Below are 22,222 nucleotides of genomic sequence, written 5' to 3'. Positions count from 1 at the left end.
AAACTCTCCTAATTTGTCATAGTCGCATACAAAGCATTCAGTTTGCCTTGTACGGACAAATCCAAGACCTGATCACCCACTTCTACTTTGATGCCGCCAATTAATTCAGGGGCAACTTTAGTTACCACATCCAATTTGCTGTTGAAGCGTTTTGTCAGGATATCGGTAACATCGGCCAGCTGCTGAGAACTGAGTTCATACGCGCTGTAAATTACTGCCGATTTCGTATTGTTGTGTATCAAGGTCAAATCTTGATATTGGGCATAAATTTCCGGCAATACCAGCAAACGCTTTTGCTCGGCCAAAACGGTAATGAAATTTGCCAATTCGACATTTTTGATACCGACAAGACCTTTGAGCGTTTCTGCTTTTTCGGAAGCTCCCGTTTCCGGTTGCTCGATGAAAGCAATGACTTTCTCATCTTGAACAACCGCTGCGAGTTCTTTCAGTTCGCCCAACCAAGACTCGATTTGGTTTTTTTCCTGAGCCAGACTGAACAATGCTTTCGCATAAGGTCTGGCAATCGTTGCGAACTCTGCCATAAGATTACAGCTCCTGTTTTAAGGTACTGAGCAAATCTGCATGTTTGGAAGCATCAATTTCCTTACGCAAGATAGATTCCGCACCTTTAACAGCCAGTGTAGCAACCTGTTCGCGCAATGCTTCGCGCGCACGGTTAACTTCTTGCTCCACATCAGCTTTTGCTTGGGCTGCAATGCGTGCTGCTTCATGAGAAGCTTGCTCTTTGGCTTCTTCTACAATTTTTGCAGCACGTTTTTCGGCGTTGGCAACCATTTCGGTTACCTGATTACGCCCTTCGGCCATAAGTTCTGCAACTTTTTTCTCTGCCTGCTCAAAATCGCTCTTACCGCGCTCGGCAGCAGCCAAGCCCTCGGCGATTTTTGCGGCACGCTCATCCAACGCTTTGGCAATCGGAGGCCATACGAATTTCATCGTAAACCAAACCAAGCCAAAGAAAACCAGAATTTGCGCAAATAAGGTTGCATTAATATTCACGTTACTTAACCTTCGTATCTGGGTTAATCAAACAGACGACAAGCCTGTATCTGAACGGATCGCTCCGTCTTGATTACGCACCACTAAACGGGTTAACGAAGGCGAACAACAGGGCAATAGCCACACCGATCAAGAAAGCCGCGTCGATCAGACCAGCGATCAAGAACAGTTTGGTTTGCAGAGGACCGATCAGCTCAGGTTGGCGAGCAGAAGATTCCAAGTATTTAGAACCAACCATTGCAATACCGATAGAGGCACCCAATGCGCCCAAGGCAACGATCAAACCACATGCGATAGCAATCAAACCCATTTTTAAACTCCTTAAAATAGTAAAGGTTAAACTACAAAAAACAAACTACAAAAAAACTACTTGATTAGTGTGCATCATGCGCCTGTCCGATATATACGAACGCCAACGCCATGAAAATAAATGCCTGCAAGGTGATGACCAAAATGTGGAAAATCGCCCAAGCCAAACCGGCAATCAGGTGGAACACAAATAAAATTGGATCCAAAGTTTCGACACTACCGGTTGACGCCCATGCACCGCCCAACAGAGCGATCAACAGGAACACCAGCTCGCCAGCATACATATTACCAAACAACCGCATACCGTGGGATACGGTTTTGGACAAAAACTCTACCAAGTTCAGCAGGAAGTTGGCCGGAGCAAGCCACGGACCGAAAGGTGCGCAGAACAACTCGTGAATCCAACCGCCAAAGCCTTTGATTTTGATATTGTAATAAATACATACCAACAATACGCCAATTGCCAAAGCCAAAGTCGTATTCAAGTCAGCAGTCGGTACAACGCGCAACAGTGCATGATGATTACCAGTAATGCCTTGCCATGCCATCGGCAGCAAATCAACCGGCAACATATCCATGGCGTTCATCAGGAAAATCCAGACAAACAGGGTCAAACCCAAAGGCGCAATGGCTTTACGCGATTGTTCGTTATGAATAATACTCTTACACATGTTATCCACGAATTCGAACAAAATTTCAACAGCCGCTTGAAAACGGCCGGGCACGCCAGCAGTTGCTTTTTTGGCACCACGCCACAAAAGGAAGCTGCCGATTACGCCCAACAGAACAGCAAAAAAGATTGCATCAAGGTTAATGAACGAAAAATCAGCGATGTTTTTCAGTCCTTGACCTTGAGTAACATCCGACATACTGGTCAAGCTTTGCAAGTGGTGCTTGATGTAGTCGGCAGCGGTCATAGTTTCACCTGCCATAGTGTTTCACTCTCAATAATACTAAAAAAACCAAATGACTGACGCCAAGAAACGCCAATAAAAATGGGTAAAATACCAGTGATCGATGCCATATCGCAAAAACGACCAACATAGATGCCAGCGACAGCATTACTTTTAAAACCTCTCCGCCGATAAACATCGAACTTTGCAGATCGGGATTTTGTCGGGAAAACTTTAAAAGTAAAACTGCAACCAAGGTAGGCAAAATGTACGAAAATCCTCCCGCCAAAGCAGAGAGGAAGCCGGGCAATCCGGAAAATAATGCACAAACAACTGAAATTATTAACAATACAACTACTTGCAATGGGACTATCTGATTCATTGTACTTCACACCCAAAAAACGCAAGGTAAATTAATATAATCAAGAAGTTTGTTAACGTCAAGCAATATGTTAATCTTTGTGAACCTTTCACAGATAAATGATTAACACATATAAAACAAATCTTTGCAGGAACGGAGTTTAACACAAATTACATGTTGCTACACAGATTTTACAGAAGATTTTGATTTGTATTGTAAACATCTGTACGACCAGTCCTTTTATCAAAAATTCAGGCCGTCTGAAAAACTTTTTTCAGACGGCCTCTGTTTATAAAACCATTAAAACTCTTGATTGATGCCTAACTGTTTCAGCAAATATTCGAATGTTTCCGGCGTATCAAAATGCAGCACGATTTTGCCTTTTTTCTGATTACTGGTTTTGATTTCGGCATTAACGCCCAAATGCTCGGTCAATGCATCATTGATGCGGCGGATATCCGGGCTGATGGTTTTGGCTGCTTCGGGCTTGGCTTTTTGATGCGCCAACTGGCTGCGGCGCTCCACCTCGCGCACCGACCAACCATTTTTGACAGCTTTTTGCGCCAACTCCAATTGGTCAACCACATGCAAGGTCAACAACGCACGGGCATGACCCATTTCCAGACGGCGTTGATAAAGCATTTCCTGAACCGGCTCGGGCAGGCTCAACAGGCGCAGGCTATTGGAGATGGCACTACGGCTTTTACCGACGGCTTTTGCGATGGTTTCATGAGTCAAGCCGAATTCGTCGGCAAGGCGTTTCAAACCTTGCGCTTCTTCAATCGGATTCAGGTTTTCGCGTTGCAGGTTTTCAATCAAACCCATGGCCAACGCGGTTTCGTCGCTGATGGTTTTGATAACGACGGGAATTTCGGTCAAACCGGCCAACTGGGAAGCGCGCCAACGGCGTTCGCCGGCAATCAATTCATATTGAGACAGACCACGTTCGCGTACGATAACCGGCTGGATAATGCCTTGCGCTTTAATGGAATCGGCCAACTCCTGCAAAGCTTCATCATCAATTTGCACACGCGCCTGATAACGGCCGGGCTGAATATCGGAGATGGCAACCGTTGTCAGGCGGTCGCTACTGCTGCTGTCCACTGCATTGGAAATCAGCGAATCCAAACCGCGTCCCAATCCAACTTTTGCTTTTGCCATATTGTTTTCCCTTTCAGACGGCCTCATTGTTGAAATGACGTATTCTATCGGATATTGCCGCTTTACGACAATTTGAATCACGATGATTTGACTAGTGCCATTTATTTACGGAGCGAAACCGCAAACACGCCCCTTAAAGCGTTGCTTAAGCGGATTTCTTCCGCATTTTCCAACATGGCATGCGTGATGTGGGTTTCCTTGATTGTATCCGCACCTAAATATAGCTGCGGTTGCCTCAATACCGCTTGGCGCATTACCCCGTTCAAAATATCCAAATCCAAAGACGGCGTGAACCATTGTCCTTGATATTTGACGAACACATTGCTTCTTCCGCCCTCTGACAAAAGGCCGTCTGAATTGAAAAACAGACTATCAAATGCGCCCTGCTCTTCTGCCGTTTTCCATGCTTGGTCAAAAATTTCACGGCGCGTGGTTTTGAAACGGCGCAGATAATCGCGTTGGCTTAATGTGTGTTCACTCAAGATGACGTATTGTTTCCCATCCAACTCAGAAACAGCCGCATGGCTCAATTCAAGGCCGTCTGAAAACAAAGCAGCTTTGACTCTAAATAATCCACTTGGTAACGCATCTATATAGTGTTGAATTTGCTCTATTGCATTTTGAGGCCAAGACAGGTTGAGTGCTTGCGCCGAGCTGTTCAGACGGCCTAAATGCAAATCAAGCAAACGGCATTGTTTGTCTTCCACGCGCATGGTTTCAAAAATACCGAAATCAGGCCGCAAGTCATTAAGGAAACGCGCTTTCCAACCACACTCGCGATATTCGGCTTCAGGATCGCTATCAATCACAATCCCCGAACCCACACCATAAACGCCTTGATAAAGGCCGTCTGAAACCGGTTTCAGGGATAAGGTACGAATCACAACATTAAATACGCCTTCAAATCCCAAACCCGTCTCACACGGATGCAAAAAGCCGATGCTGCCTGTGTACAAACCGCGCGGTTCGGATTCAAGGGACTCAATAATCTGCATACTCATTCGTTTGGGCGCGCCGGTAATACTGCCACACGGGAAGGCTGCACGGAGAATATCAGCAACCGAAACATCAGGCAGCGCCTGCGCCTCGATGGCACTGGTCATCTGCCAAACACTGCCGAAACGGGAAACTTTAAACGGTTCAGGCACGCGTACTTTGCCCGTTTGCGCGATTTTGCCGAGGTCGTTGCGCAACAAATCGACAATCATCACATTTTCAGCGCGATTTTTCGGGTCGTTTTGCAATTCAACGGCGCGGCGTTCATCTTGTCCGTCATGAAGAATCGGCGCAGTGCCTTTCATCGGCTCGGTTGTGATCAGGCCGTCTGAATCAATTTTGAGGAAAAGTTCGGGAGAAAAACACAAAGTCCACGTGTCCTGCCCTGCCCCGTCGGGCAGACAAGACAAAACGGCATACGGCACAGGCTGGCGCAAGCGGCGGTAAAGCTGAATCGGATTGCCGTAAGATTGCAGGTGCAGACGTGCGGTGTAATTGATTTGATAGGTATCGCCGCGGCGGATGGCTTCGTGGATTTGGTTGATATGCTCGAGATAATCGGCTTCGGATACGGAGAATCGGGGAGTGGAGATGCCTGCCTCAAGGCCGTCTGAATGATTGGCCAGCCAGCTTTCGGCATCGATTTCGGAACAATCGGCAAACCAGTGCAAACGCAAATTGCCACTGCGCGCGGATGAAATCTCCATCAGTGGCAATCCGAATTCGTAGTCTGCAAACAACACTGCATACAGGCCTTTTTTCCAGCCTGCCTGCAAAACATCATCCAACGACGCCAGTTCGTTATGATGAAAAAGGCAGCTTTCCACATGATTTTGATAGAGTTTTGCACGACCGCTTAACGCATCGTCGAACAGGACGAAATAAGGCATGATGTATTATACAAATAGGCTGATTATACGCTGTTTTTACAAAAATTATCAAACAAGTCAGAAAAAATCGCTTATGTGTAATTTTATGTAGGCTAACACAGCATAAAGAGGTAAAATCAAGTCATACCACACCATATCATTTAAAACTTAATCGATAAGGAGACTTTATGGCAGACCACCAATTAGAACCGTTCGAGAATGTTGAACTGGGCGAGAAACAAGACCAGCTGCAAGTATTCGAAAAGGCTGTTTTGGAACACGAAGGACGCGGCACTGACGAAGATTCCGGCAGCGCACCGCTTCCTGCCAACTACCCGTACAAACAACGTATGCGCCGCTCTGTTTACGAAAAAGAAAAACAGAAGCTGCAAATCGAATTGTTGAAAGTACAAAGCTGGGTTAAAGATTCCGGTCAGCGTATCGTCAGCCTGTTTGAAGGCCGCGACGCAGCCGGTAAAGGCGGTACCATCAAACGCTTTATGGAACACCTGAATCCGCGTGGCGCGCGCGTGGTTGCTTTGGAGAAACCAACCACTACCGAACGCGGCCAATGGTATTTCCAACGCTACATCCAAAACCTGCCGACCGCAGGCGAAATGGTATTCTTCGACCGCTCATGGTACAACCGTGCCGGCGTAGAACGCGTAATGGGCTTCTGCGAACCTAACGAATACCTGCTCTTCATGCGCCAAACCCCTGAATTGGAACGTATGCTTGTTGCCAGCGGCATCCATCTGTTCAAATTCTGGTTCTCCGTATCCCGTGAAGAACAACTCCGTCGCTTCATCTCCCGTCGTGACGACCCGCTGAAACACTGGAAACTGTCTCCAGTGGATATCCAGTCGCTCGACCGCTGGGACGACTACACCGAAGCCAAAAACGCCATGTTCTTCCACACCCACACCGGCGACGCGCCTTGGGTCATCATCCGTTCCGACGACAAAAAACGTGCACGTTTGAACTGTATCCGCTACTTCCTGCATCAGCTGGACTATCCGGGCAAAGACGTGAAAGCCATCGGTAAAGTGGACGAGAAAATTGTTTTGGTTCCCGATACACGTCACAAAGAAAAAACTGTCGATCTCGGACACGATTAATTTGTAACATTACCAAAGGCCGTCTGAAATTTCATCTTTCAGACGGCCTTTTCTTAATCCTCGCGATTCCAGTAAGTTTTTTGTGCGAATACCAATTTATTGTCAGTGAATTTCACACTGTCCAAATTCAATGCCCAAACATCGCTTTTCATCACTCGAGCAGCAGGATGCGCTTTGTAATACAAAGACTGCGCCGCTTTAAAATCCGCTTCATCCTCAATCAAAGCGGCAGTCGCCGCAAACTGAATGCCACTGATTTTTGCGATGCTGTCAGGTTGACCGGCAATGGTACCGGCTACTTTGGCAGAACGGCTCATCATTCCGCCATGCTTCGTTTTCAAAGAAGTCAGCACAATCAATCGAGCATTCGCCTCATCAAACACATAAAAACAGCAAGCCGCCCAAACTTCGCCCTCCTCCGCAGCAGCAGCAATACTGACGACATGATGATTGCTCAAAAACTTCACTATATTGGCAGGAATTGTTTGCATGGTTTTTATCTTCCTTCTCAGTCGTAACTTATACTCAGGCCGTCTGAAATATCAGCCCTGCCAGCGCGGCACATCGTTTTGAATGATACCGAACAAGTCCAAAGCATGAGAGACACTGTGTGTAATCATATCTTCGATGGATTCAGGCTTCTGATATAAAGCCGGAACGGGAGGAAACACAATGCCGCCCATCTCTGTCACGCGACGCATATTTTCAATGTGCGCCAAGTTTAACGGCGCTTCACGCACCATCAACACCAGTTTGCGCCGCTCTTTCAATGTTACATCCGCCGCACGGCTGAGCAAATTATCAGCAAATCCATGAGCAACCGAAGCCAAAGTTTTCATTGAACACGGCGCAATCAACATCCCATCCGTCAAAAACGAACCGCTCGCAATACTTGCCCCGACATTACGGACAGAATGCACGACATCTGCCAAAGCATAAACGTCTTCTTTGGTGTAATCCGTTTCCAAAGCGCGGGTCATCTCCGCCCCTTGCGAAACCACCAAATGCGTTTCTACCTGATGCTCACGTAAAAGCTGCAAAGCTTTCACGCCATACTGAAAACCGCTGGCACCGCTGATGCCGACAACCAAACGCTTCATTGTATTTCCCTGTCTCGGCCTAAAGATAAATGAAAGGCAGATTCTCAAGACGAAAAAATAACCGCTAAAAAGCGGTTAGATTTTCTAATGTGGTGCCGACAGCGAGATTTGAACTCGCACAGCCTACGGCCACTACCCCCTCAAGATAGCGTGTCTACCAATTCCACCATGTCGGCATAAATCAAATTGTCTTACTGCTGCTGAGGATTCGGAGCAACAGGAGTTGTATTGTTTTGTGCAGGCGTTGCAGGCTTAGGAGCTTGCTGGGTCTGCTTCACATCACTGAAGTCTAAACCGTGCTTACTGGAGTGGGTGTGAATATACACCATCGCCATGCAGGTCGCAAAGAAAAATGTTGCAGCAATGGCAGTCGAACGGCTCAAGAAGTTGGCGTTACCGGCAGAACCGAATACGCCTTGCGCGCTACCGCTGCCGGAACCGAACGTTGCGCCGGCATCCGCGCCTTTACCGTGTTGCAACAATACTAACACGATTACGGCTAAAGCGGAAATAATATTAATGATCCAGATAAGGGTTTTAAAGGCTTCCATATGTTTTCTACGAGGCTTGTGCTGCGTTGATGATGGCGGTAAAGGAGTCATATGATAATGACGCGCCGCCGACCAATGCGCCGTCTACATGAGGTACTGCGAAGATGTCGGCCGCGTTATCCGCTTTCACACTTCCGCCGTAAAGAACGCGGATTTTAACATCGCTTCCGCACAAAGACAAGATTTCTTTATAGATAAATGCGTGCATGTCGGCGATTTGTTCGACGGTGGCAACTTTGCCTGTGCCGATCGCCCAAACCGGCTCGTAGGCAACGGCGATGTTTTTGGTGTTCAAACCTTGCAGGATGGAAAGCTGGTGGGCAATGACTTCGTGTTCTTTACCGGCTTCGCGTTCTTCCAAGCTTTCGCCGACGCACAACAATGGAATCAGGCCGACATTGAGGACGTTTTCCATTTTGCGGCGTTGGATTTCGTTTTTCTCACCGAAATAAAGGCTGCGCTCGGAGTGACCGATGAGGACGATGTCCGTACCGATGTCGGCAAGCATTTCGGCGGACACTTCGCCGGTGTACGCGCCGTTATTCGGGAAACGGCTCACGTCTTGCGCACAGGTCAAGATGCGGTTATTCAAAACAATCTGCATGGCGTTGTGCAGTTGCAACAGATAAACGGTCGGAGCGGCCAAGCCGATTAACACGCGTTCTGCGGTTGGCATGACACGGAAGCGGTGCATAAGCGCATTGTTATTTTGGAGTCGGCCGTTCATTTTCCAGTTGCCGATAACCCATTTTTGGTCCCACATTCCGATTTGGTGATACATCTTTATTGCTCCGTGTGTTGGTTGTTGCTTGCTGTAGCGTCGTGTAATGTGAAAGTTTAGTGGATATATGTGCGCTTGGCAATTATTAACAAGCCTCTGGGGCCGTCTGAAAGATGGCACACTCTCCAACAAGGATTTATAATGTATGCTTCGATAAAATTAAGAATTGAACGGAGCACAAATATGGACTTTGAAAAAGCGCGTTTCAATATGGTTGAACAGCAGATTCGTCCGTGGGATGTCTTGGACTTCGACATTTTGGATGCTTTGGAGGAGATCGAGCGCGAACATTTTGTCGGCGAGGCTTTTCAAGGTTTGGCCTATGCGGATATGGAGCTGCCGCTGACCAACGGTCATAAGATGTTGGAACCCAAAGTCGTTGCCCGCCTGGCTCAAGGTTTGAAACTGAAAAAAGACGAAACCGTCTTAGAAATCGGTACAGGCTCAGGCTATGCAACCGCCCTGCTGTCCAAACTGGCCGGTAAAGTCGTGACCGACGACATCGATGCCGAGCAGCAGCAACGCGCCAAAAAAGTTTTGGACGAATTGGGCTTTACCAACGTCGATTATGTGCAAAACAACGGCCTGACCGAAGCATCGCAAGGCGCTCCTTTTGATGCGATTTATGTGGGCGGCGCAGTAGACAGCATACCTGAAATTCTGAAAGAGCAATTGAAAGACGGCGGCCGTATGGTGGTCATCGTCGGCCGCAAACCGGTACAACGCGCGCTTTTGCTGACGCGCAACGGTAATGAGTTTTCCGAAAAGGTATTGTTCGACACCGTCGTAGCACACTTGGAAGACAAATCGGCCAATCCGTTCGGCGATTTCGATTTTTAAACAACAGGCCGTCTGAAAGTTCAGACGGCCTCATCCTTTCATACCCGACCCTATGACCGACATCATCCAACTCTCGCCCACCGAATTGAAACAATGGCAGGACGAAGGCCGCGCATTTCATCTGCTCGACGTCCGCACCGATGAAGAACGCGCCATCTGCGCCCTGCCCGCCGCCATTCATATCCCGATGAACCTCATCCCTCTGCGCCAAAACGAGCTGCCCGATGACGATTTACCCATCGTCGTTTACTGCCACCACGGCATCCGCAGCCTGCACACGGCAATGTATTTGGAAGACGCCGGATTTGAAAACCTCTACAACCTGCAAGGCGGTATTGATGCTTGGGCAATGCAGGTAGACAGCAAAATGATGCGGTATTGAATCGGTTTTATCAATAAAAGGCCGTCTGAAACTGGATTTCAGACGGCCTTTGCAATTATTTCACAAACCGTGCATCTGCCATAAACGGCCGTGTAGCCGCCGGTTTGGCAGAATAGAAGCGGGAGAAAGTGCTGTCGATTTTGGTCTGTATCGGTTTACCGTCCAATGTTGCCGATGCTTCCAATTTCACACCACCGCCACTGGTCTCGCCTAATTTCATATTTGGCAACGTCAGTTTGGCAATATTGAGTTTCACATTTTCCACTTTGGTATCGGGAGACATCAGCTGTTTGCCGACGGGGCGGATTTTTTCACCCTCATCATGAGGCGCAGCACCACCGTTGTCGTCAACCACACCGATATTAATCAACCGGGCAGACGCTAAATCCATCTTACCGTTTTTAACCGGAATACCGACAAACAGTTTTACGCCGCGATGAATAAACGTATTGTCTCGCCACTGAATTTGGCCCTCTTTCGGCGGTTTGGTTTCTGCCGCCACCGAATAAGTGCGGCCCATAATCATCAATTTATAACCCGGAATTTTATTCGAACCCAATCCGTCGGTAATGTCTTCGACCAGTTGCGGCGCAGTCAGGGTTTCGTTTGCCAAAATACGGGCTGAAGTTTCTGCCAGATGGGCGGGCTTGCCGTCTATGGTCAATGCCTGTTCATGGCCGAAATCAGACGCAAATGCAGGCACGGCGGCCAGTGCGGCGGCCAATGCCAGAATACGGATAGTTTTCATTGCAGACTCCTGATAAAAATGTAATTGGGTTGATTACCCGATAAAATCCGGGCGATATTGATAGGAATCGGTATTTTTATACAAATGATACAGATTATCAAGAATATTTAGCTTTCAAAATAAAAAAGGCCGTCTGAAAACCAAGTTTCAGACGGCCTTTTAATCTACTTACAACCTTCTATCAGTCTTTGAAGCGTTTGAATACCAATGTGCCGTTGGTACCGCCAAAGCCGAAGGAATTGGAGATGGCAACGTCGATTTTCGCGTCACGCGCTTCGTTGGCACAGTAGTCCAGATCGCAACCGGCTTCAATGTCTTGTTCAAAGATATTGATGGTCGGTGGAGATTTTTGCTCGTGTACTGCCAACACGCTGTACAACGCTTCCACGCCGCCGGCTGCGCCAAGCAAGTGGCCGGTCATGGATTTGGTGGAGTTAACGATGACTTTGCGCGCATGATCGCCCAAAGCGCGTTTGATGGCTTTGGTTTCGTTGGCATCACCCAAAGGAGTCGATGTACCGTGTGCGTTGACGTAATCTACGTCTTCAGAATTCAGGCCGGCATCTTTCAGGGCCCGGGTAACGGCCAATGCAGGGCCTTCTTCGTTAGGCGCGGTAATGTGGTAGGCATCGGAGCTCATGCCGAAGCCGACAATTTCGGCGTAAATTTTCGCACCGCGTTTTTTCGCGTGTTCCAATTCTTCCAACACCAGCACGCCTGCGCCTTCGCCGATAACGAAACCGTCACGGCCTTTGTCCCATGGACGGGAAGCGGTAGCAGGGTCGTCGTTGCGGGTGGAAAGTGCCTTCATGGCGGCAAAACCGCCAACGCCCAAAGTGCTGATCGCGCCTTCTGCGCCACCGGCAATCATAACGTCTGCGTCGCCGTATTTAATCAATCGTGCAGAGTCGCCGATGGAGTGTGCGCCGGTTGTACAGGCAGAAACCATGCCGTAGCTCGGGCCGCGGTAGCCTTTGAGGATGGTTACGTGACCGGAAATCAGGTTAATCAGCGAGCCTGGGATAAAGAAAGGATTGATTTTACGCGCGCCGCCTTCGATAACGGCTTTGCCGGTCGCTTCGATGCTCGGCAGGCCGCCGATACCGGAGCCGATATTGACACCGACGCGGTCTTTGTCGAGGGTTTCCAAATCGTCCAAGCCTGAATCATTAATGGCCTGCAGGGCGGCGGCAATACCGTAGTGGATGAACACGTCCATACGACGCGCTTCTTTCGCGCTGATGTATTGGCCGATGTCGAAATCGCGCACTTCGCCGGCGATTTGGCTGTTGATGTCGGATGCGTCAAAGCGGGTAATCCGTCCGATGCCGCTTTTGCCTGCGAGCAGATTGCTCCATGCGGTGGCGACGTCGTTGCCGACCGGTGATACTTGGCCAAGACCTGTGATGACTACTCTTCTCTGACTCATGATAATCTCGCTGTTGGTTGTCGGGATTTTCGCGGCAGCCTTGCTTATTTTCTTCGTGAAAACGGGCAAAACTCATGCCGTCTGAAATTTCAGGGGTTTAATAATAAGGTAAAAGCCTCTATTGCGATGGCGCAGCAGAGGCTGGATGTTTGGTGCGACCGATTAGCCTTGGTGGGCGTTGATGTAGTCGATAGCCAATTGTACGGTAGTGATTTTTTCAGCGTCTTCGTCAGGGATTTCGCAGCCGAAAGCTTCTTCCAAAGCCATCACCAGTTCTACGGTGTCCAGAGAGTCAGCACCCAAATCGTCTTGGAAAGAAGATTCATTTTTCACTTCGGCTTCGTTTACGCCCAGTTGTTCAGCAACAATTTTTTTAACTTGTTGTTCGATGTTTGACATGTCAGTCGTTCCTTTTCGCCTTGCGGCAGGTTGTTTAAGAGAAATAATTCGTCGGTATTGTACCGAATTCGGATAGAGTTTTCCATCTAATCCTACATTTTAGCACAGATTATTCTGGAAAAACCTGTTGTTGCGCATATTAGCATAGGCTGATTTTAACCTACAAGCGGGAATTTGTTTTTCTTTGGTATCAATAAGTTAATAAGCGGAAAGGTCGTCTGAAAACTGATTTCCCCGTTTTCAGACGACCTTTTTATGAGATTAATGGGGGCTTGGAAGTTAATGAGTAGCGTGGGCCTCGTCCGCGAGCCTGTTGTCCACAATTTGAATTTAGCGGTTATTCTTGCATTTATATCGTGGGTAGAACCCACGCTACTCGTTGTTGCAACGGAACTTGTCCCTTCCCCCGTCCGGCGGGGGAAGGTTGGGATTGGGGTGGCTTTTGGAGTTTAGGTCAAATCAAATTCGTACAGTCCGCAGAGCCACCCTCTCCCCAGCCCTCTCCCGCGAGACGGGAGAGGGGGCAGGTTGCAGGCAAAAATAAGGTCGTCTGAAAACTTTGGGATTTGGGTGTTAGGGAAACCCGTTCGCGTTCATTTTCAGACGACCTTTTATTCAATCAAGGCAGATTTGGGATAACCCAAGTAGCGTGGGCTTTGCCCACGAAATCCACCATCCAACAACTAAATCCGACAACAGTCACATAGACTTTCATTTTGGCATTCATCTCGTGGGTAAAGCCCACGTTACGGCTTGCTGTAACGGCAACTTTGCCCTTCCTTCATCTAACGGAGGAAAAGTTTGCGGACGTATGCTAATATATTGTAAATTGTGGGAAGTGTGCCTGTCAGATTTAGCCGTAATGGCAAGGCATTATTTCATTACTCAAAAATTCTTTATGAATTAGATGTTTAAAATAAACTATTAAAACTTTAGGATACGCATATGCAAGATCAGGAAGAAAGTAAAAATCAGGAAATACAAGAAAAGCAGAAACAAGAAGACAATGGTGCCATGACCAAACTGCAAGATGTGTTCAACCTTGCACATGACCAAGCTCATCCTGACAAAATCGATGCTGCCATCCGTGCCAATACGCGGGTATCTGGACCTAACATGTGGGTATTAATGTTTGCCATTGCCGTGGCGAGTATCGGTTTGAATGTAAACAGCACGGCAGTAGTGATCGGGGCGATGTTGATTTCCCCGTTAATGGGGCCGATCGTCGGTATGGGTTACGGTGCCGCGGTAGGCGATACTGCACTGATCCGCCAAGCAGCACGCAATATTATTGTGTTCATCGTCATCAGTTTGATTACCGCTACGTTGTATTTCCTGTTAACCCCGCTTAAAGAGGCGCAAAGCGAGATTTTGGCGCGTACTCAGCCGACCCTTTGGGATGTGTTGATTGCCTTCTTCGGCGGTAGTGCGGGTATTGTGGCGCTGACCCGAAAAGAGGGAGGCAATGCCATACCGGGTGTGGCGATTGCTACCGCATTGATGCCACCCCTGTGTACTGCGGGCTACGGACTGGCACATGGCAACTGGCACTACTTTCTCGGTGCTTCATATCTTTTTGCCATCAACTGCGTATTCATCGCTTTTGCGACCTTGTTGTTTTCCAAGCTGCTCAAGCTGCCGCGCAGGGGGCTGGTAAGTGAGACCAAACGCAGACTACACCGTATTATTATCACAGCCGTAGTGTTGACAGTGATGATTCCGAGCGGATATATGGCATCAAGACTGGTGAGTCAGGAAATCTTCAACACCAGAGCCAATGCTGCCATTGCCACTGCGAAGCAACAGGAAGGTTTTTTCGTACTGCGTAAGATGTTGAACTATAGAGAAAATAAAGTCGATCTGATTGTCAATGGAACGGGCAATGCCGAGAAAATTTCCGCCTTGCTGGTGAAAAGCCTTGAAGCGTCAGGTGTGAAAGAGCCGAAGGTCAACGTGGTCTATGCGGGAGGGGACAATGCCAAAATCGAAGAATTGCTGGCAAGCCAAAACAACCCGGTTCAGCAGCAAAATGAGCTGAAAGAGCAACAGGCCTATATCGATACCGTACTGGCAGGCAAAGCCTCCGACATCGACGATGCAGCGGTACTTAAGGAATTAAAAGCCCAATATCCGGAAGCGGAAAAAATCATTGTCGGACGCGGCTTGGCTTGGAATAAAGCGCAAACAACGCCTGTTTCCGAACAGTCTGAAAGCCAAAAAAACGCAGAACCGAAGACAGATACATATGACGATATCGTCATTGTCTCTCTCGAATTGGAGCAGCCACTACCTGCCAAAGATTACGAGCGGATGCAGGCGTGGTTACGCCAGCGTTATGAGGGTAAGGTAGTGCGCATATTGCAAACGCACAAGCCTCAGACAGATAAACCGTCTCAGACAGATAAACCGTCTAACGAATAATCGCCTTCAGGCTTTATCCATTTCCGAGAAATCATTGATTGTTCCTAGTACACCAAATCCGCCTCAAACACGCCTCTCAAGGCGTTGGAGAGGCGGATTTTTTCTGCGCGTTCGAGCATGTCGCGGGTGATGTGTGTTTCGATGATGGTGTCCGCGCCCAAGTAGGTTTGCAGCTGCTGCAACACGGCTTGGCGCATGATGCCGTTGAGGATATCCAAATCCAGAGACGGGGGGAGACGGGTGTTTTTGTGCATGTTCATGTTTCAGTATTCTCCTGGAAATACTGTAAACAACGCTACTAGTTTCTACAGCATCGAGTTGATAACATTCGCCCACACCGGCAAGGTTTTCTGCGCCAAGGACGAGTTTGAGTTTCTCAAAGTCGATTTGGTCTTCGCAAAAGACTTCGGGAAAGATTTGTTTGAGTTTTAATATATTGTTTTGTTTGAAATTATTTCTAAATCGTGTATAATTTTTCGGTTCGGTTGCCATAATTGCGTCTTCCATCAATGATCACTTACAAAGTGTCCATTTTATCGGGATATGTTGAAAGTTAAAAGAAAAGAAGGCCGTCTGAAAAACTTTAATATTCGTTTTTCAGACGGCCTTCTTTTCACTTGCCGAAACAAGAGTATTTTGTTTCTCAACTTTACAAAACGGTCAGTCCTGCTGCTTGCTTCTACCCCAAAAACTCTTTCAAAAATAGCAACACGCAGGCAAGCTCATCGGCGGATTCGCGTTGGGTGCCGTTGCCGGTATGGCCGCCGCCGTCAGGTGAGTAGAGCCAAGATTGCGGCGAGGTTTCGCGCAGTTTGGCGTAGAACTTGAGCGCGTGGGCGGGATGGACGCGGTCGTCGCTGAGGCTGGTGGTAATGAGCGCTGGCGGATAATTGATGCCGTCTGAAAGATTGTGATACGGAGACAATTCGCCCAGCCAGCGTTTGCAGACTTCGTATTTTTGCGGATTGCCGTATTCGTCCGTCCAACTTGAACCGGCGGACAGCAGCGGATAACGGATCATGTCGGTCAGCGGTACTTCGCACACCAGCGCGCCGATGCTTTGCGGTTCGCGCACGAAGGCGGCGGCGGTAATCAGGCCGCCGTTGCTGCCGCCCTGCAAACCGATGTGTTTGGGCGAACTCATGCCGCGTTTGGACAAATCGCGCACGACGGCAAGCAAATCATCAACGCTTTTGTGTTTGCTGATTCCCTGCGCCGCCTGATGCCAGCGCGGGCCGAATTCGCCGCCGCCACGGATGTTTGCCAATACAAAGGCATTGCCCTCTTCCAGCCAATATTTGCCGACACTGCCGAGATAATGCGGCAATTCGGGAATGCCGAAACCGCCGTAGGCATAAACCAAAGTCGGCGTGTCGGGCGTGGCGTTTTTGCCGACGTGGAAATAAGGAATGCGCTCGCCGTCGGCCGAAGTCGTCCAAAACTGCTGCACGTTGATGCCGTCTGAATCAAACTGCTGCGGCTGACGGCGCATGACGGTCAGTTCCATCACGTTCAAATCCAGCGCAAACAGCGTCAGCGGCGTGGTGAAATCGCTGGCGGCAAGGTACACCACGTCGCCGCCCCACGGTTGGTCGGTCATTTCCAACGCACCCGAAGGCAGGCGCGGCAACTCGACTTCCTGCCATTTGCCATCAGTAAAGCGCCACGCTTTCAGACGGCCTTGTACGTTTTCCAAAAGGCTCGCCACCACAAAACGCTTGGTCGTTTCCACGCTTTCCAATGCCTGCGTTTCATCGGGCGCAAACAAAAGCTGCGCCGCCCCGAGTTCGCCCCGATTCAGCTTCACCGCCACCAGCGCGCCGCTCGGATAGCTTTGGTTTGCGCGGTTCCAATCTTTTCGCAACGTCAGCAAAAGATGTCCGGCCAGATAGCCGACTACGTCGCAATCGTTGGGCAAGTTTAACAGTTTCGCCTCGCCTTCGGCTGAGACCTGCAAATACGTCTTGGTATAAAAACCGTCGGACGCTTCAATCAAATCAATCGGCGAACCCTGCGGATCGAGATAACGCCACGCGTTCACCATCATGCCGTCTTCGGCAATTTGATACACCGGCAGGCTTTCCTCGAAACTTTTGCCCCGTTCCACCAGCCACACTTCGCGCGGATAGCCTGATTCGGTCAACTGGCGTTCGTCCCAAGCCGGACACACCCAAACGCTGTTTTCATCGCGCCACGACACATGGTTTTTGCCTGCCGGAAAGTGAAAACCGCCTTCTACCAACTCCCCTGCTTCCAAATCCACTTCCAGCGTGTACGCCGTATCGCCGCCCGATTTGCTCAGTGTTAACAACGCGCGGTTGGGCTTTTCCACCAAGTGCGAAACGCCGCCCAAATACACATCGTCGCCGAGCAATTCATCGAAATCCGCCACTGAAAACAGGATTTTCCACTCAGGATAGCCGGAACGGTAAGTCGCCGCCGTACACACGCGGTACACGCCCTTCGGATACTCCGCGTCCTGATGGAAATGGTACATCCGCGCGCGGTGTTCCTGACAAAACGGAATCTGCCGCGTATCCTGCAACTGAGCCAAAATGCCGTCGGACAATGCGCGCGCCTTGTCGTTTTCTAAAAAACGGGCGCGCGTTTCGGCATGCGCCGCAGCGGCAAACTCTTGCGTTTCGGGAGATTCGAGGTTTTCAAAATGAAGATAGGAATCGGGGTAAGATTTCATAGGAAAAGGCCGTCTGAAAGATTGGGAAACGGAATTATAACGGCAAAATCAAAAAAGGCCGTCTGAAACCTGCGTTTCAGACGGCCTGAGACATTATTCAACTCAACGTCCGTATATTTTCCACAAACCTTCCTGCAAACCAAACGCAGGCTCGCCGTCTTGCGGCTGGGTGCGGACATAGCTGCCGTCAGGCTGCATCAGCCAAGCTTGGGTATTGTCTTCCAAGGCCATTTCCAAACCTTCACGGATCACGCGTTCTTTGAGTTCGGGGGTGGTAATCGGTGTGGCGACTTCAATGCGGCGGAAGAAGTTGCGCCCCATCCAGTCGGCGCTGGAGATAAAGGTATCGTCTGCGCCGTTGTTATGGAAACAATACACGCGCGAGTGTTCAAGTTGGCGGCCGATAATGGAACAGACGCGGATATTTTCGGACAAGCCTTTTACACCCGGACGCAAAGTACACATACCGCGCACAATCAGGTCGATTTGCACGCCTGCCACGCTGGCTTGATACAGCGCATCAATTACGCTCGGCTCGATGAGGGAGTTCATCTTGGCGGTAATCCGCGCCGGTTTGCCTGCTTTGGCGTGTTCGGTTTCCTGCTTGATGCGGTCGATGACCATTTTGTGCAGGGTAAACGGGCTTTGATAGAGCTTGTTCAGACGGCCCGGCTTGCCCAAGCCTGTAATTTCCATAAATAAAGTGTTCACATCGGCAGTGATTTGTTCGTCGGCGGTGATGATGCCGAAGTCAGTGTAGATGCGCGATGTGCCTTGGTGGTAGTTTCCGGTACCGAGGTGAGCATAACGCTTGAGCACACCGTCTTCGCGGCGGATAACCAAAGCCATTTTGGCATGGACTTTGTAGCCGAATACGCCGTACACGACGTGCGCGCCCGCCTCTTCCAGCTGTTTCGCCCAGTTGACGTTGTTGGCTTCGTCAAAACGCGCCATCAGTTCGACAACGACGGTAACCTGTTTGCCCGCCAGCGCGGCCTTCATCAATGCGCGCACAAGCTCGGAATTGCTACCGGTGCGGTAGATGGTCATTTTGACGGCCAATACATCCGGATCGGCTGCTGCTTCACGTATCATGTGGACGACGGGATCGAAGGACTGATACGGGTGGTGCAGCAAAATCGGCGACTGTTTGACCAGTTTGAACACGGAGCCGTTTTTGCGCAAGGCTTTCAGACGGCCTGCATTGCGCGGCGGAAACTTCAAATCCGGCCTGTCCACTAAATCGGGGACGGCATTGAGGCGCACCAAATTGACCGGCCCTTTGACCTGATACAGCTCGGCAGAAGTCAGCTTGAACTGGGCAAGCAGGAAATCGTGAATATGCGCCGGACAAGTATCCGCCACTTCCAAGCGCACGCCGTCGCCGTATTCGCGGTCGTGCAACTCGTTTTGAATCGCGGCACGCAGGTTTTTCAAATCTTCTTCATCGACCGTCAAATCACTGTCGCGCGTGAGGCGGAACTGATGGCAGTCTTTAACCTTCATGCCGGGAAAGAGTTTGCCGACATGGGCGTGCAAAATCGAAGACAAGAACACAAAGCCTGCATCACCGCCGCAAATTTCAGACGGCATGGGGACGACGCGCGGCAAAATGCGCGGAGCCTGTACAATCGCCATTCCTGACGGACGGCCGAACGCATCCGTGCCTTCGAGTTCGACGGCGAAGTTGAGCGATTTGTTTAACGGGCGCGGGAATGGGTGTGACGGATCAAGGCCGATGGGCGTGAGAATGGGCAACAGCTCGTTGTCAAAATAGTTTTCGATCCATTTTTTCTGCGCGGCCGTCCATTTGTGGCGGCGATAGAAATGAATACCGGCGCGGCTGAGTGCAGGCTGCAATACTTTGTTAAACAAATCGTACTGCTCGCGAATCAAGGCCTGTGCCTCTTTCGCCACCGCTTCGATGGTTTCGGCCGCGGTTTTGCCGTTGTCGAGCGGCTGATGAGGGCGCAATTTGTTTTCGCGTTTCAACCACGCCATGCGCACTTCAAAAAATTCGTCCAAATTGGAAGACACGATGCACAGGAAACGCAAACGTTCCAACAAAGGAACTTTCGTATCCTGCGCCTGAGCCAGTACACGACGGTTAAACGCCAACAGGCTGAGTTCTCGGCAAAGAATGCGGTTTTGCTCGGGCATGGTTCACTCCTGAAACATCGGTCATTAAGACTATCAAGTATAACGTTTTGCCGCTGTTCCGTCAGGTTTCAGACGGCCTTGACAGAAAACCTTATCCCTATTTGAGGCAAGACAAAGGGTTATCCGTTGTTTTTTTCTATGCCGAAACAGCGGTTTTTGCTATAATGCGCAGTTTAATGCAACCGCAATACCACTGCTAAAGGATAAGAAAATGGGCTTTTTGCAAGGCAAAAAAATTCTGATTACCGGCATGATCTCCGAGCGTTCCATCGCTTACGGCATCGCCAAAGCCTGCCGCGAACAAGGCGCGGAATTGGCATTCACTTATGTTGTCGACAAACTGGAAGAGCGCGTCCGTAAAATGGCAGCCGAACTCGGCTCCGAACTCGTGTTCCGCTGCGACGTTGCCAGCGACGACGAAATCAACCAAGTTTTCGTTGACTTGGGCAAACACTGGGATGGCTTGGACGGCTTGGTTCACTCCATCGGCTTCGCCCCTAAAGAAGCTTTGAGCGGCGACTTCCTCGACAGCATCAGCCGCGAAGCGTTTAATACCGCTCACGAAATCTCCGCATACAGCCTGCCTGCGCTGGCAAAAGCCGCCCGTCCGATGATGCAGGGCCGCAACGCCGCAATCGTTGCCCTGAGCTACTTGGGCGCCGTTCGTGCCATTCCTAACTACAACGTTATGGGCATGGCCAAAGCCAGCCTCGAAGCCGGCATCCGCTTCACTGCCGCCTGCCTGGGCAAAGAAGGCATCCGCTGCAACGGCATCTCCGCAGGCCCGATCAAAACCCTGGCTGCTTCCGGCATCGCCGATTTAAGCAAACTCTTGGGCCACGTCGCTTCCCACAACCCATTGGGCCGCAACGTTACCACCGAAGAAGTCGGTAACACAGCCGCCTTCCTGCTGTCCGACCTCGCTTCCGGCATCACCGGCGAGATTACCTACGTTGACGGCGGTTACAGCATCAATGCGCTGAACGACGAAGAAAACTAAACGGTTTACACACCAAACGCACTTTCATGATGAAAGTGCGTTTTTTTATGGCCATTACATTATGGTTTGAATGACTGCATAACCGATAAGGCCGTCTGAAATTCAAATACACGTATGAAACATGATTGCCATATGTCTTGGAACATTATGCTAATAACATTACAACATTATCATTTCATATCATTTAAAAGGTAAGATAGAGCATTGATTCCAAAGATAACATTCATATTATCTGATACTTAGCTACTGATAAAAGTGGTGTAAAAAAGTAACAGAAAATTTTCAGACGGCCTGTTTTTCATACAGAAGGCATAGAAGCTGGGCATTTTTGGCATGAAATACAAAATTTAACATTATTAAATTTTTCTTAACCGATAAAGCGTTAAGATGCCTGCCGATTAATTGAATCACATCTGATTTTGACTCAAACACATACAGGAGATTAATTATGTCAATCGCTTCAGAATTTAAAGAATTTATTATGCGTGGTAACGTTGTCGACCTCGCAGTCGGTATGGTTGTCGGTACAGCATTCAGCGGCATCGTCAAATCATTGGTTGACGATGTAATCATGCCTCCTATCGGTCTGTTGATCGGCGGCGTTGATTTCTCCAACCTGTTCATCACGCTGAAAGACGGCGCACAAGCCGCTCCTGCTGAAGGTTACGCCAACCTGGCAGCCGCTCAAGCAGCCGGTGCCGTTACCCTGAACATCGGTCTGTTCATCAACACTGTAATCAGCTTCCTGATCGTTGCCGCTGCCATCTTCTGCGTGGTTAAAGCCATCAACTCTGTGAAAAAAACCGAAGCTCCTGCTGAAGAAGCACCGGCAGAGCCTAGCGAAGAAGTTCTGTTGTTGCGCGAAATCCGTGACTCCCTGAACAAAAACTAATCACAATACCTAAACATACACACAAAAACCAAGGCCGTCTGAAACCATTTCAGACGGCCTTTTCTCATACCAATCTATTTATCGTTAAACCCTTCCCATG

24 protein-coding genes and 1 tRNA gene are annotated in these 22,222 nt (G+C 49.3%); 6 read left to right on the top strand and 19 right to left on the bottom strand.

What is annotated here, in order from left to right; genetic code table 11:
• Window positions 1-8 precede the first annotated feature (8 nt).
• The 7 genes from KCG55_RS05195 to KCG55_RS05165 form a co-directional block, all read right to left on the bottom strand.
• Window positions 9-542, bottom strand: coding sequence for a F0F1 ATP synthase subunit delta (locus tag KCG55_RS05195; RefSeq protein WP_003683778.1), 534 nt, complete (start codon window positions 540-542; stop codon window positions 9-11).
• A gap of 4 nt (window positions 543-546) precedes the next feature.
• The gene (locus KCG55_RS05190) at window positions 547-1,017 is read right to left on the bottom strand and encodes a F0F1 ATP synthase subunit B (protein WP_254323580.1); all 471 of its coding nucleotides are present in this window, start codon (window positions 1,015-1,017) and stop codon (window positions 547-549) included.
• Window positions 1,018-1,090: 73 nt separating this feature from the next.
• Window positions 1,091-1,327, bottom strand: a complete 237-nt coding sequence (atpE, locus tag KCG55_RS05185; protein WP_004519005.1) for a F0F1 ATP synthase subunit C — start codon at window positions 1,325-1,327, stop codon at window positions 1,091-1,093.
• A 64-nt stretch (window positions 1,328-1,391) separates the two neighbouring features.
• Window positions 1,392-2,258, bottom strand: a complete 867-nt coding sequence (gene atpB, locus KCG55_RS05180; protein ID WP_254323579.1) for a F0F1 ATP synthase subunit A — start codon at window positions 2,256-2,258, stop codon at window positions 1,392-1,394.
• A complete protein-coding gene (locus KCG55_RS05175; protein ID WP_254323578.1) occupies window positions 2,248-2,601 on the bottom strand; it encodes an ATP synthase subunit I in 354 nt (117 codons plus the stop codon). Before KCG55_RS05175 ends, atpB begins: the two co-directional genes overlap by 11 nt.
• 279 nt (window positions 2,602-2,880) lie before the next feature.
• A complete protein-coding gene (locus KCG55_RS05170; protein ID WP_254323577.1) occupies window positions 2,881-3,741 on the bottom strand; it encodes a ParB/RepB/Spo0J family partition protein in 861 nt (286 codons plus the stop codon).
• Between the two features lie 101 nt (window positions 3,742-3,842).
• Window positions 3,843-5,627, bottom strand: coding sequence for a bifunctional chorismate-binding protein/class IV aminotransferase (locus KCG55_RS05165; protein WP_254323576.1), 1,785 nt, complete (start codon window positions 5,625-5,627; stop codon window positions 3,843-3,845).
• A 167-nt stretch (window positions 5,628-5,794) separates the two neighbouring features.
• On the opposite strand from KCG55_RS05165, the gene ppk2 reads away from it, so the two are divergent.
• On the top strand, window positions 5,795-6,724 hold the full coding sequence (gene ppk2 / locus KCG55_RS05160; protein ID WP_049344984.1) for a polyphosphate kinase 2: 930 nt from the start codon (window positions 5,795-5,797) through the stop codon (window positions 6,722-6,724).
• A gap of 53 nt (window positions 6,725-6,777) precedes the next feature.
• On the opposite strand, the gene KCG55_RS05155 is transcribed toward ppk2, so the two are convergent.
• The 5 genes from KCG55_RS05155 to tpiA all read right to left on the bottom strand — a co-directional run bounded on the left by KCG55_RS05155 (window position 6,778) and on the right by tpiA (window position 9,156).
• Window positions 6,778-7,215: a pyridoxamine 5'-phosphate oxidase family protein gene (locus KCG55_RS05155; RefSeq protein WP_254323575.1), complete on the bottom strand. Its 438-nt coding sequence runs from the start codon at window positions 7,213-7,215 to the stop codon at window positions 6,778-6,780.
• A 51-nt stretch (window positions 7,216-7,266) separates the two neighbouring features.
• Window positions 7,267-7,824 (bottom strand): UbiX family flavin prenyltransferase, encoded by a 558-nt coding sequence (locus tag KCG55_RS05150; RefSeq protein ID WP_004464450.1) that lies wholly within the window; start codon window positions 7,822-7,824, stop codon window positions 7,267-7,269.
• A gap of 90 nt (window positions 7,825-7,914) precedes the next feature.
• Window positions 7,915-8,000, bottom strand: a tRNA-Leu gene (locus KCG55_RS05145).
• Between the two features lie 15 nt (window positions 8,001-8,015).
• Window positions 8,016-8,375: a preprotein translocase subunit SecG gene (secG, locus tag KCG55_RS05140; protein WP_003683944.1), complete on the bottom strand. Its 360-nt coding sequence runs from the start codon at window positions 8,373-8,375 to the stop codon at window positions 8,016-8,018.
• Window positions 8,376-8,382: 7 nt separating this feature from the next.
• Complete coding sequence (gene tpiA / locus KCG55_RS05135; RefSeq protein WP_004519014.1) at window positions 8,383-9,156, bottom strand: triose-phosphate isomerase; 774 nt, start codon at window positions 9,154-9,156, stop codon at window positions 8,383-8,385.
• 183 nt (window positions 9,157-9,339) lie between these two features.
• Here tpiA and KCG55_RS05130 point away from each other — a divergent pair, with 183 nt between their 5' ends.
• The gene (locus KCG55_RS05130) at window positions 9,340-9,996 is read left to right on the top strand and encodes a protein-L-isoaspartate O-methyltransferase family protein (protein WP_250601485.1); all 657 of its coding nucleotides are present in this window, start codon (window positions 9,340-9,342) and stop codon (window positions 9,994-9,996) included.
• Window positions 9,997-10,048: 52 nt separating this feature from the next.
• A complete protein-coding gene (locus KCG55_RS05125; RefSeq protein ID WP_254323574.1) occupies window positions 10,049-10,378 on the top strand; it encodes a rhodanese-like domain-containing protein in 330 nt (109 codons plus the stop codon).
• A gap of 55 nt (window positions 10,379-10,433) precedes the next feature.
• Here KCG55_RS05125 and KCG55_RS05120 read toward each other — a convergent pair whose 3' ends face one another.
• The 4 genes from KCG55_RS05120 to KCG55_RS10575 all read right to left on the bottom strand — a co-directional run bounded on the left by KCG55_RS05120 (window position 10,434) and on the right by KCG55_RS10575 (window position 13,699).
• Window positions 10,434-11,126: a hypothetical protein gene (locus KCG55_RS05120; protein ID WP_254323573.1), complete on the bottom strand. Its 693-nt coding sequence runs from the start codon at window positions 11,124-11,126 to the stop codon at window positions 10,434-10,436.
• A gap of 181 nt (window positions 11,127-11,307) precedes the next feature.
• Complete coding sequence (fabF, locus tag KCG55_RS05115; RefSeq protein WP_254323572.1) at window positions 11,308-12,555, bottom strand: beta-ketoacyl-ACP synthase II; 1,248 nt, start codon at window positions 12,553-12,555, stop codon at window positions 11,308-11,310.
• Window positions 12,556-12,717: 162 nt separating this feature from the next.
• On the bottom strand, window positions 12,718-12,954 hold the full coding sequence (acpP, locus tag KCG55_RS05110; RefSeq protein WP_003679644.1) for an acyl carrier protein: 237 nt from the start codon (window positions 12,952-12,954) through the stop codon (window positions 12,718-12,720).
• Between the two features lie 619 nt (window positions 12,955-13,573).
• Entirely contained in the window at window positions 13,574-13,699 is a 126-nt protein-coding gene (locus KCG55_RS10575; RefSeq protein ID WP_265511057.1) for a hypothetical protein, read from the bottom strand.
• A gap of 200 nt (window positions 13,700-13,899) precedes the next feature.
• Between KCG55_RS10575 and KCG55_RS05105 the strand changes: the two genes are divergently transcribed.
• Window positions 13,900-15,375 (top strand): DUF389 domain-containing protein, encoded by a 1,476-nt coding sequence (locus tag KCG55_RS05105; protein ID WP_254323571.1) that lies wholly within the window; start codon window positions 13,900-13,902, stop codon window positions 15,373-15,375.
• A gap of 44 nt (window positions 15,376-15,419) precedes the next feature.
• Here the strand turns inward: KCG55_RS05105 and KCG55_RS05100 are convergent, their stop codons facing one another.
• The 3 genes from KCG55_RS05100 to ppk1 all read right to left on the bottom strand — a co-directional run bounded on the left by KCG55_RS05100 (window position 15,420) and on the right by ppk1 (window position 20,230).
• Window positions 15,420-15,635 carry an aminotransferase class IV gene (locus KCG55_RS05100; RefSeq protein WP_254321386.1) on the bottom strand — a complete coding sequence of 72 codons (216 nt, stop codon included), beginning with the start codon at window positions 15,633-15,635 and terminating at the stop codon, window positions 15,420-15,422.
• Window positions 15,636-16,054: 419 nt separating this feature from the next.
• Window positions 16,055-18,070 (bottom strand): prolyl oligopeptidase family serine peptidase, encoded by a 2,016-nt coding sequence (locus KCG55_RS05095; protein WP_254323570.1) that lies wholly within the window; start codon window positions 18,068-18,070, stop codon window positions 16,055-16,057.
• 102 nt (window positions 18,071-18,172) lie between these two features.
• Window positions 18,173-20,230, bottom strand: coding sequence for a polyphosphate kinase 1 (gene ppk1, locus KCG55_RS05090; protein WP_254323569.1), 2,058 nt, complete (start codon window positions 20,228-20,230; stop codon window positions 18,173-18,175).
• Window positions 20,231-20,441: 211 nt separating this feature from the next.
• Between ppk1 and fabI the strand changes: the two genes are divergently transcribed.
• Both fabI and mscL read left to right on the top strand, forming a co-directional pair.
• Entirely contained in the window at window positions 20,442-21,230 is a 789-nt protein-coding gene (gene fabI, locus KCG55_RS05085) for an enoyl-ACP reductase FabI (RefSeq protein ID WP_003748060.1), read from the top strand.
• Window positions 21,231-21,678: 448 nt separating this feature from the next.
• Window positions 21,679-22,122 (top strand): large conductance mechanosensitive channel protein MscL, encoded by a 444-nt coding sequence (gene mscL / locus KCG55_RS05080; RefSeq protein WP_222570731.1) that lies wholly within the window; start codon window positions 21,679-21,681, stop codon window positions 22,120-22,122.
• The last annotated feature ends 100 nt before the right edge of the window (window positions 22,123-22,222 follow it).

The organism is Neisseria subflava, assembly GCF_024205745.1.
In the GTDB taxonomy this organism is placed as follows: domain Bacteria; phylum Pseudomonadota; class Gammaproteobacteria; order Burkholderiales; family Neisseriaceae; genus Neisseria; species Neisseria flavescens_B.
This window is presented reverse-complemented; position numbering and strand designations above follow the sequence as displayed.

What these genes read in the sequence shown, in the direction of transcription:
- atpB (WP_254323579.1), bottom strand. Translation starts at nt 2,258, where the DNA reads ATGGCAGGTGAAACTATGACCGCTGCCGACTACATCAAGCACCACTTG.
- KCG55_RS05150 (WP_004464450.1), bottom strand. Translation starts at nt 7,824, where the DNA reads ATGAAGCGTTTGGTTGTCGGCATCAGCGGTGCCAGCGGTTTTCAGTAT.
- KCG55_RS05165 (WP_254323576.1), bottom strand. Translation starts at nt 5,627, where the DNA reads ATGCCTTATTTCGTCCTGTTCGACGATGCGTTAAGCGGTCGTGCAAAA.
- KCG55_RS05130 (WP_250601485.1), top strand. Translation starts at nt 9,340, where the DNA reads ATGGACTTTGAAAAAGCGCGTTTCAATATGGTTGAACAGCAGATTCGT.
- KCG55_RS05170 (WP_254323577.1), bottom strand. Translation starts at nt 3,741, where the DNA reads ATGGCAAAAGCAAAAGTTGGATTGGGACGCGGTTTGGATTCGCTGATT.
- fabF (WP_254323572.1), bottom strand. Translation starts at nt 12,555, where the DNA reads ATGAGTCAGAGAAGAGTAGTCATCACAGGTCTTGGCCAAGTATCACCG.
- KCG55_RS05100 (WP_254321386.1), bottom strand. Translation starts at nt 15,635, where the DNA reads ATGAACATGCACAAAAACACCCGTCTCCCCCCGTCTCTGGATTTGGAT.
- KCG55_RS05095 (WP_254323570.1), bottom strand. Translation starts at nt 18,070, where the DNA reads ATGAAATCTTACCCCGATTCCTATCTTCATTTTGAAAACCTCGAATCT.
- KCG55_RS05120 (WP_254323573.1), bottom strand. Translation starts at nt 11,126, where the DNA reads ATGAAAACTATCCGTATTCTGGCATTGGCCGCCGCACTGGCCGCCGTG.
- acpP (WP_003679644.1), bottom strand. Translation starts at nt 12,954, where the DNA reads ATGTCAAACATCGAACAACAAGTTAAAAAAATTGTTGCTGAACAACTG.
- tpiA (WP_004519014.1), bottom strand. Translation starts at nt 9,156, where the DNA reads ATGTATCACCAAATCGGAATGTGGGACCAAAAATGGGTTATCGGCAAC.
- ppk1 (WP_254323569.1), bottom strand. Translation starts at nt 20,230, where the DNA reads ATGCCCGAGCAAAACCGCATTCTTTGCCGAGAACTCAGCCTGTTGGCG.
- KCG55_RS05175 (WP_254323578.1), bottom strand. Translation starts at nt 2,601, where the DNA reads ATGAATCAGATAGTCCCATTGCAAGTAGTTGTATTGTTAATAATTTCA.
- fabI (WP_003748060.1), top strand. Translation starts at nt 20,442, where the DNA reads ATGGGCTTTTTGCAAGGCAAAAAAATTCTGATTACCGGCATGATCTCC.
- secG (WP_003683944.1), bottom strand. Translation starts at nt 8,375, where the DNA reads ATGGAAGCCTTTAAAACCCTTATCTGGATCATTAATATTATTTCCGCT.
- KCG55_RS05195 (WP_003683778.1), bottom strand. Translation starts at nt 542, where the DNA reads ATGGCAGAGTTCGCAACGATTGCCAGACCTTATGCGAAAGCATTGTTC.
- atpE (WP_004519005.1), bottom strand. Translation starts at nt 1,327, where the DNA reads ATGGGTTTGATTGCTATCGCATGTGGTTTGATCGTTGCCTTGGGCGCA.
- KCG55_RS05155 (WP_254323575.1), bottom strand. Translation starts at nt 7,215, where the DNA reads ATGCAAACAATTCCTGCCAATATAGTGAAGTTTTTGAGCAATCATCAT.
- ppk2 (WP_049344984.1), top strand. Translation starts at nt 5,795, where the DNA reads ATGGCAGACCACCAATTAGAACCGTTCGAGAATGTTGAACTGGGCGAG.
- KCG55_RS05125 (WP_254323574.1), top strand. Translation starts at nt 10,049, where the DNA reads ATGACCGACATCATCCAACTCTCGCCCACCGAATTGAAACAATGGCAG.
- mscL (WP_222570731.1), top strand. Translation starts at nt 21,679, where the DNA reads ATGTCAATCGCTTCAGAATTTAAAGAATTTATTATGCGTGGTAACGTT.
- KCG55_RS05105 (WP_254323571.1), top strand. Translation starts at nt 13,900, where the DNA reads ATGCAAGATCAGGAAGAAAGTAAAAATCAGGAAATACAAGAAAAGCAG.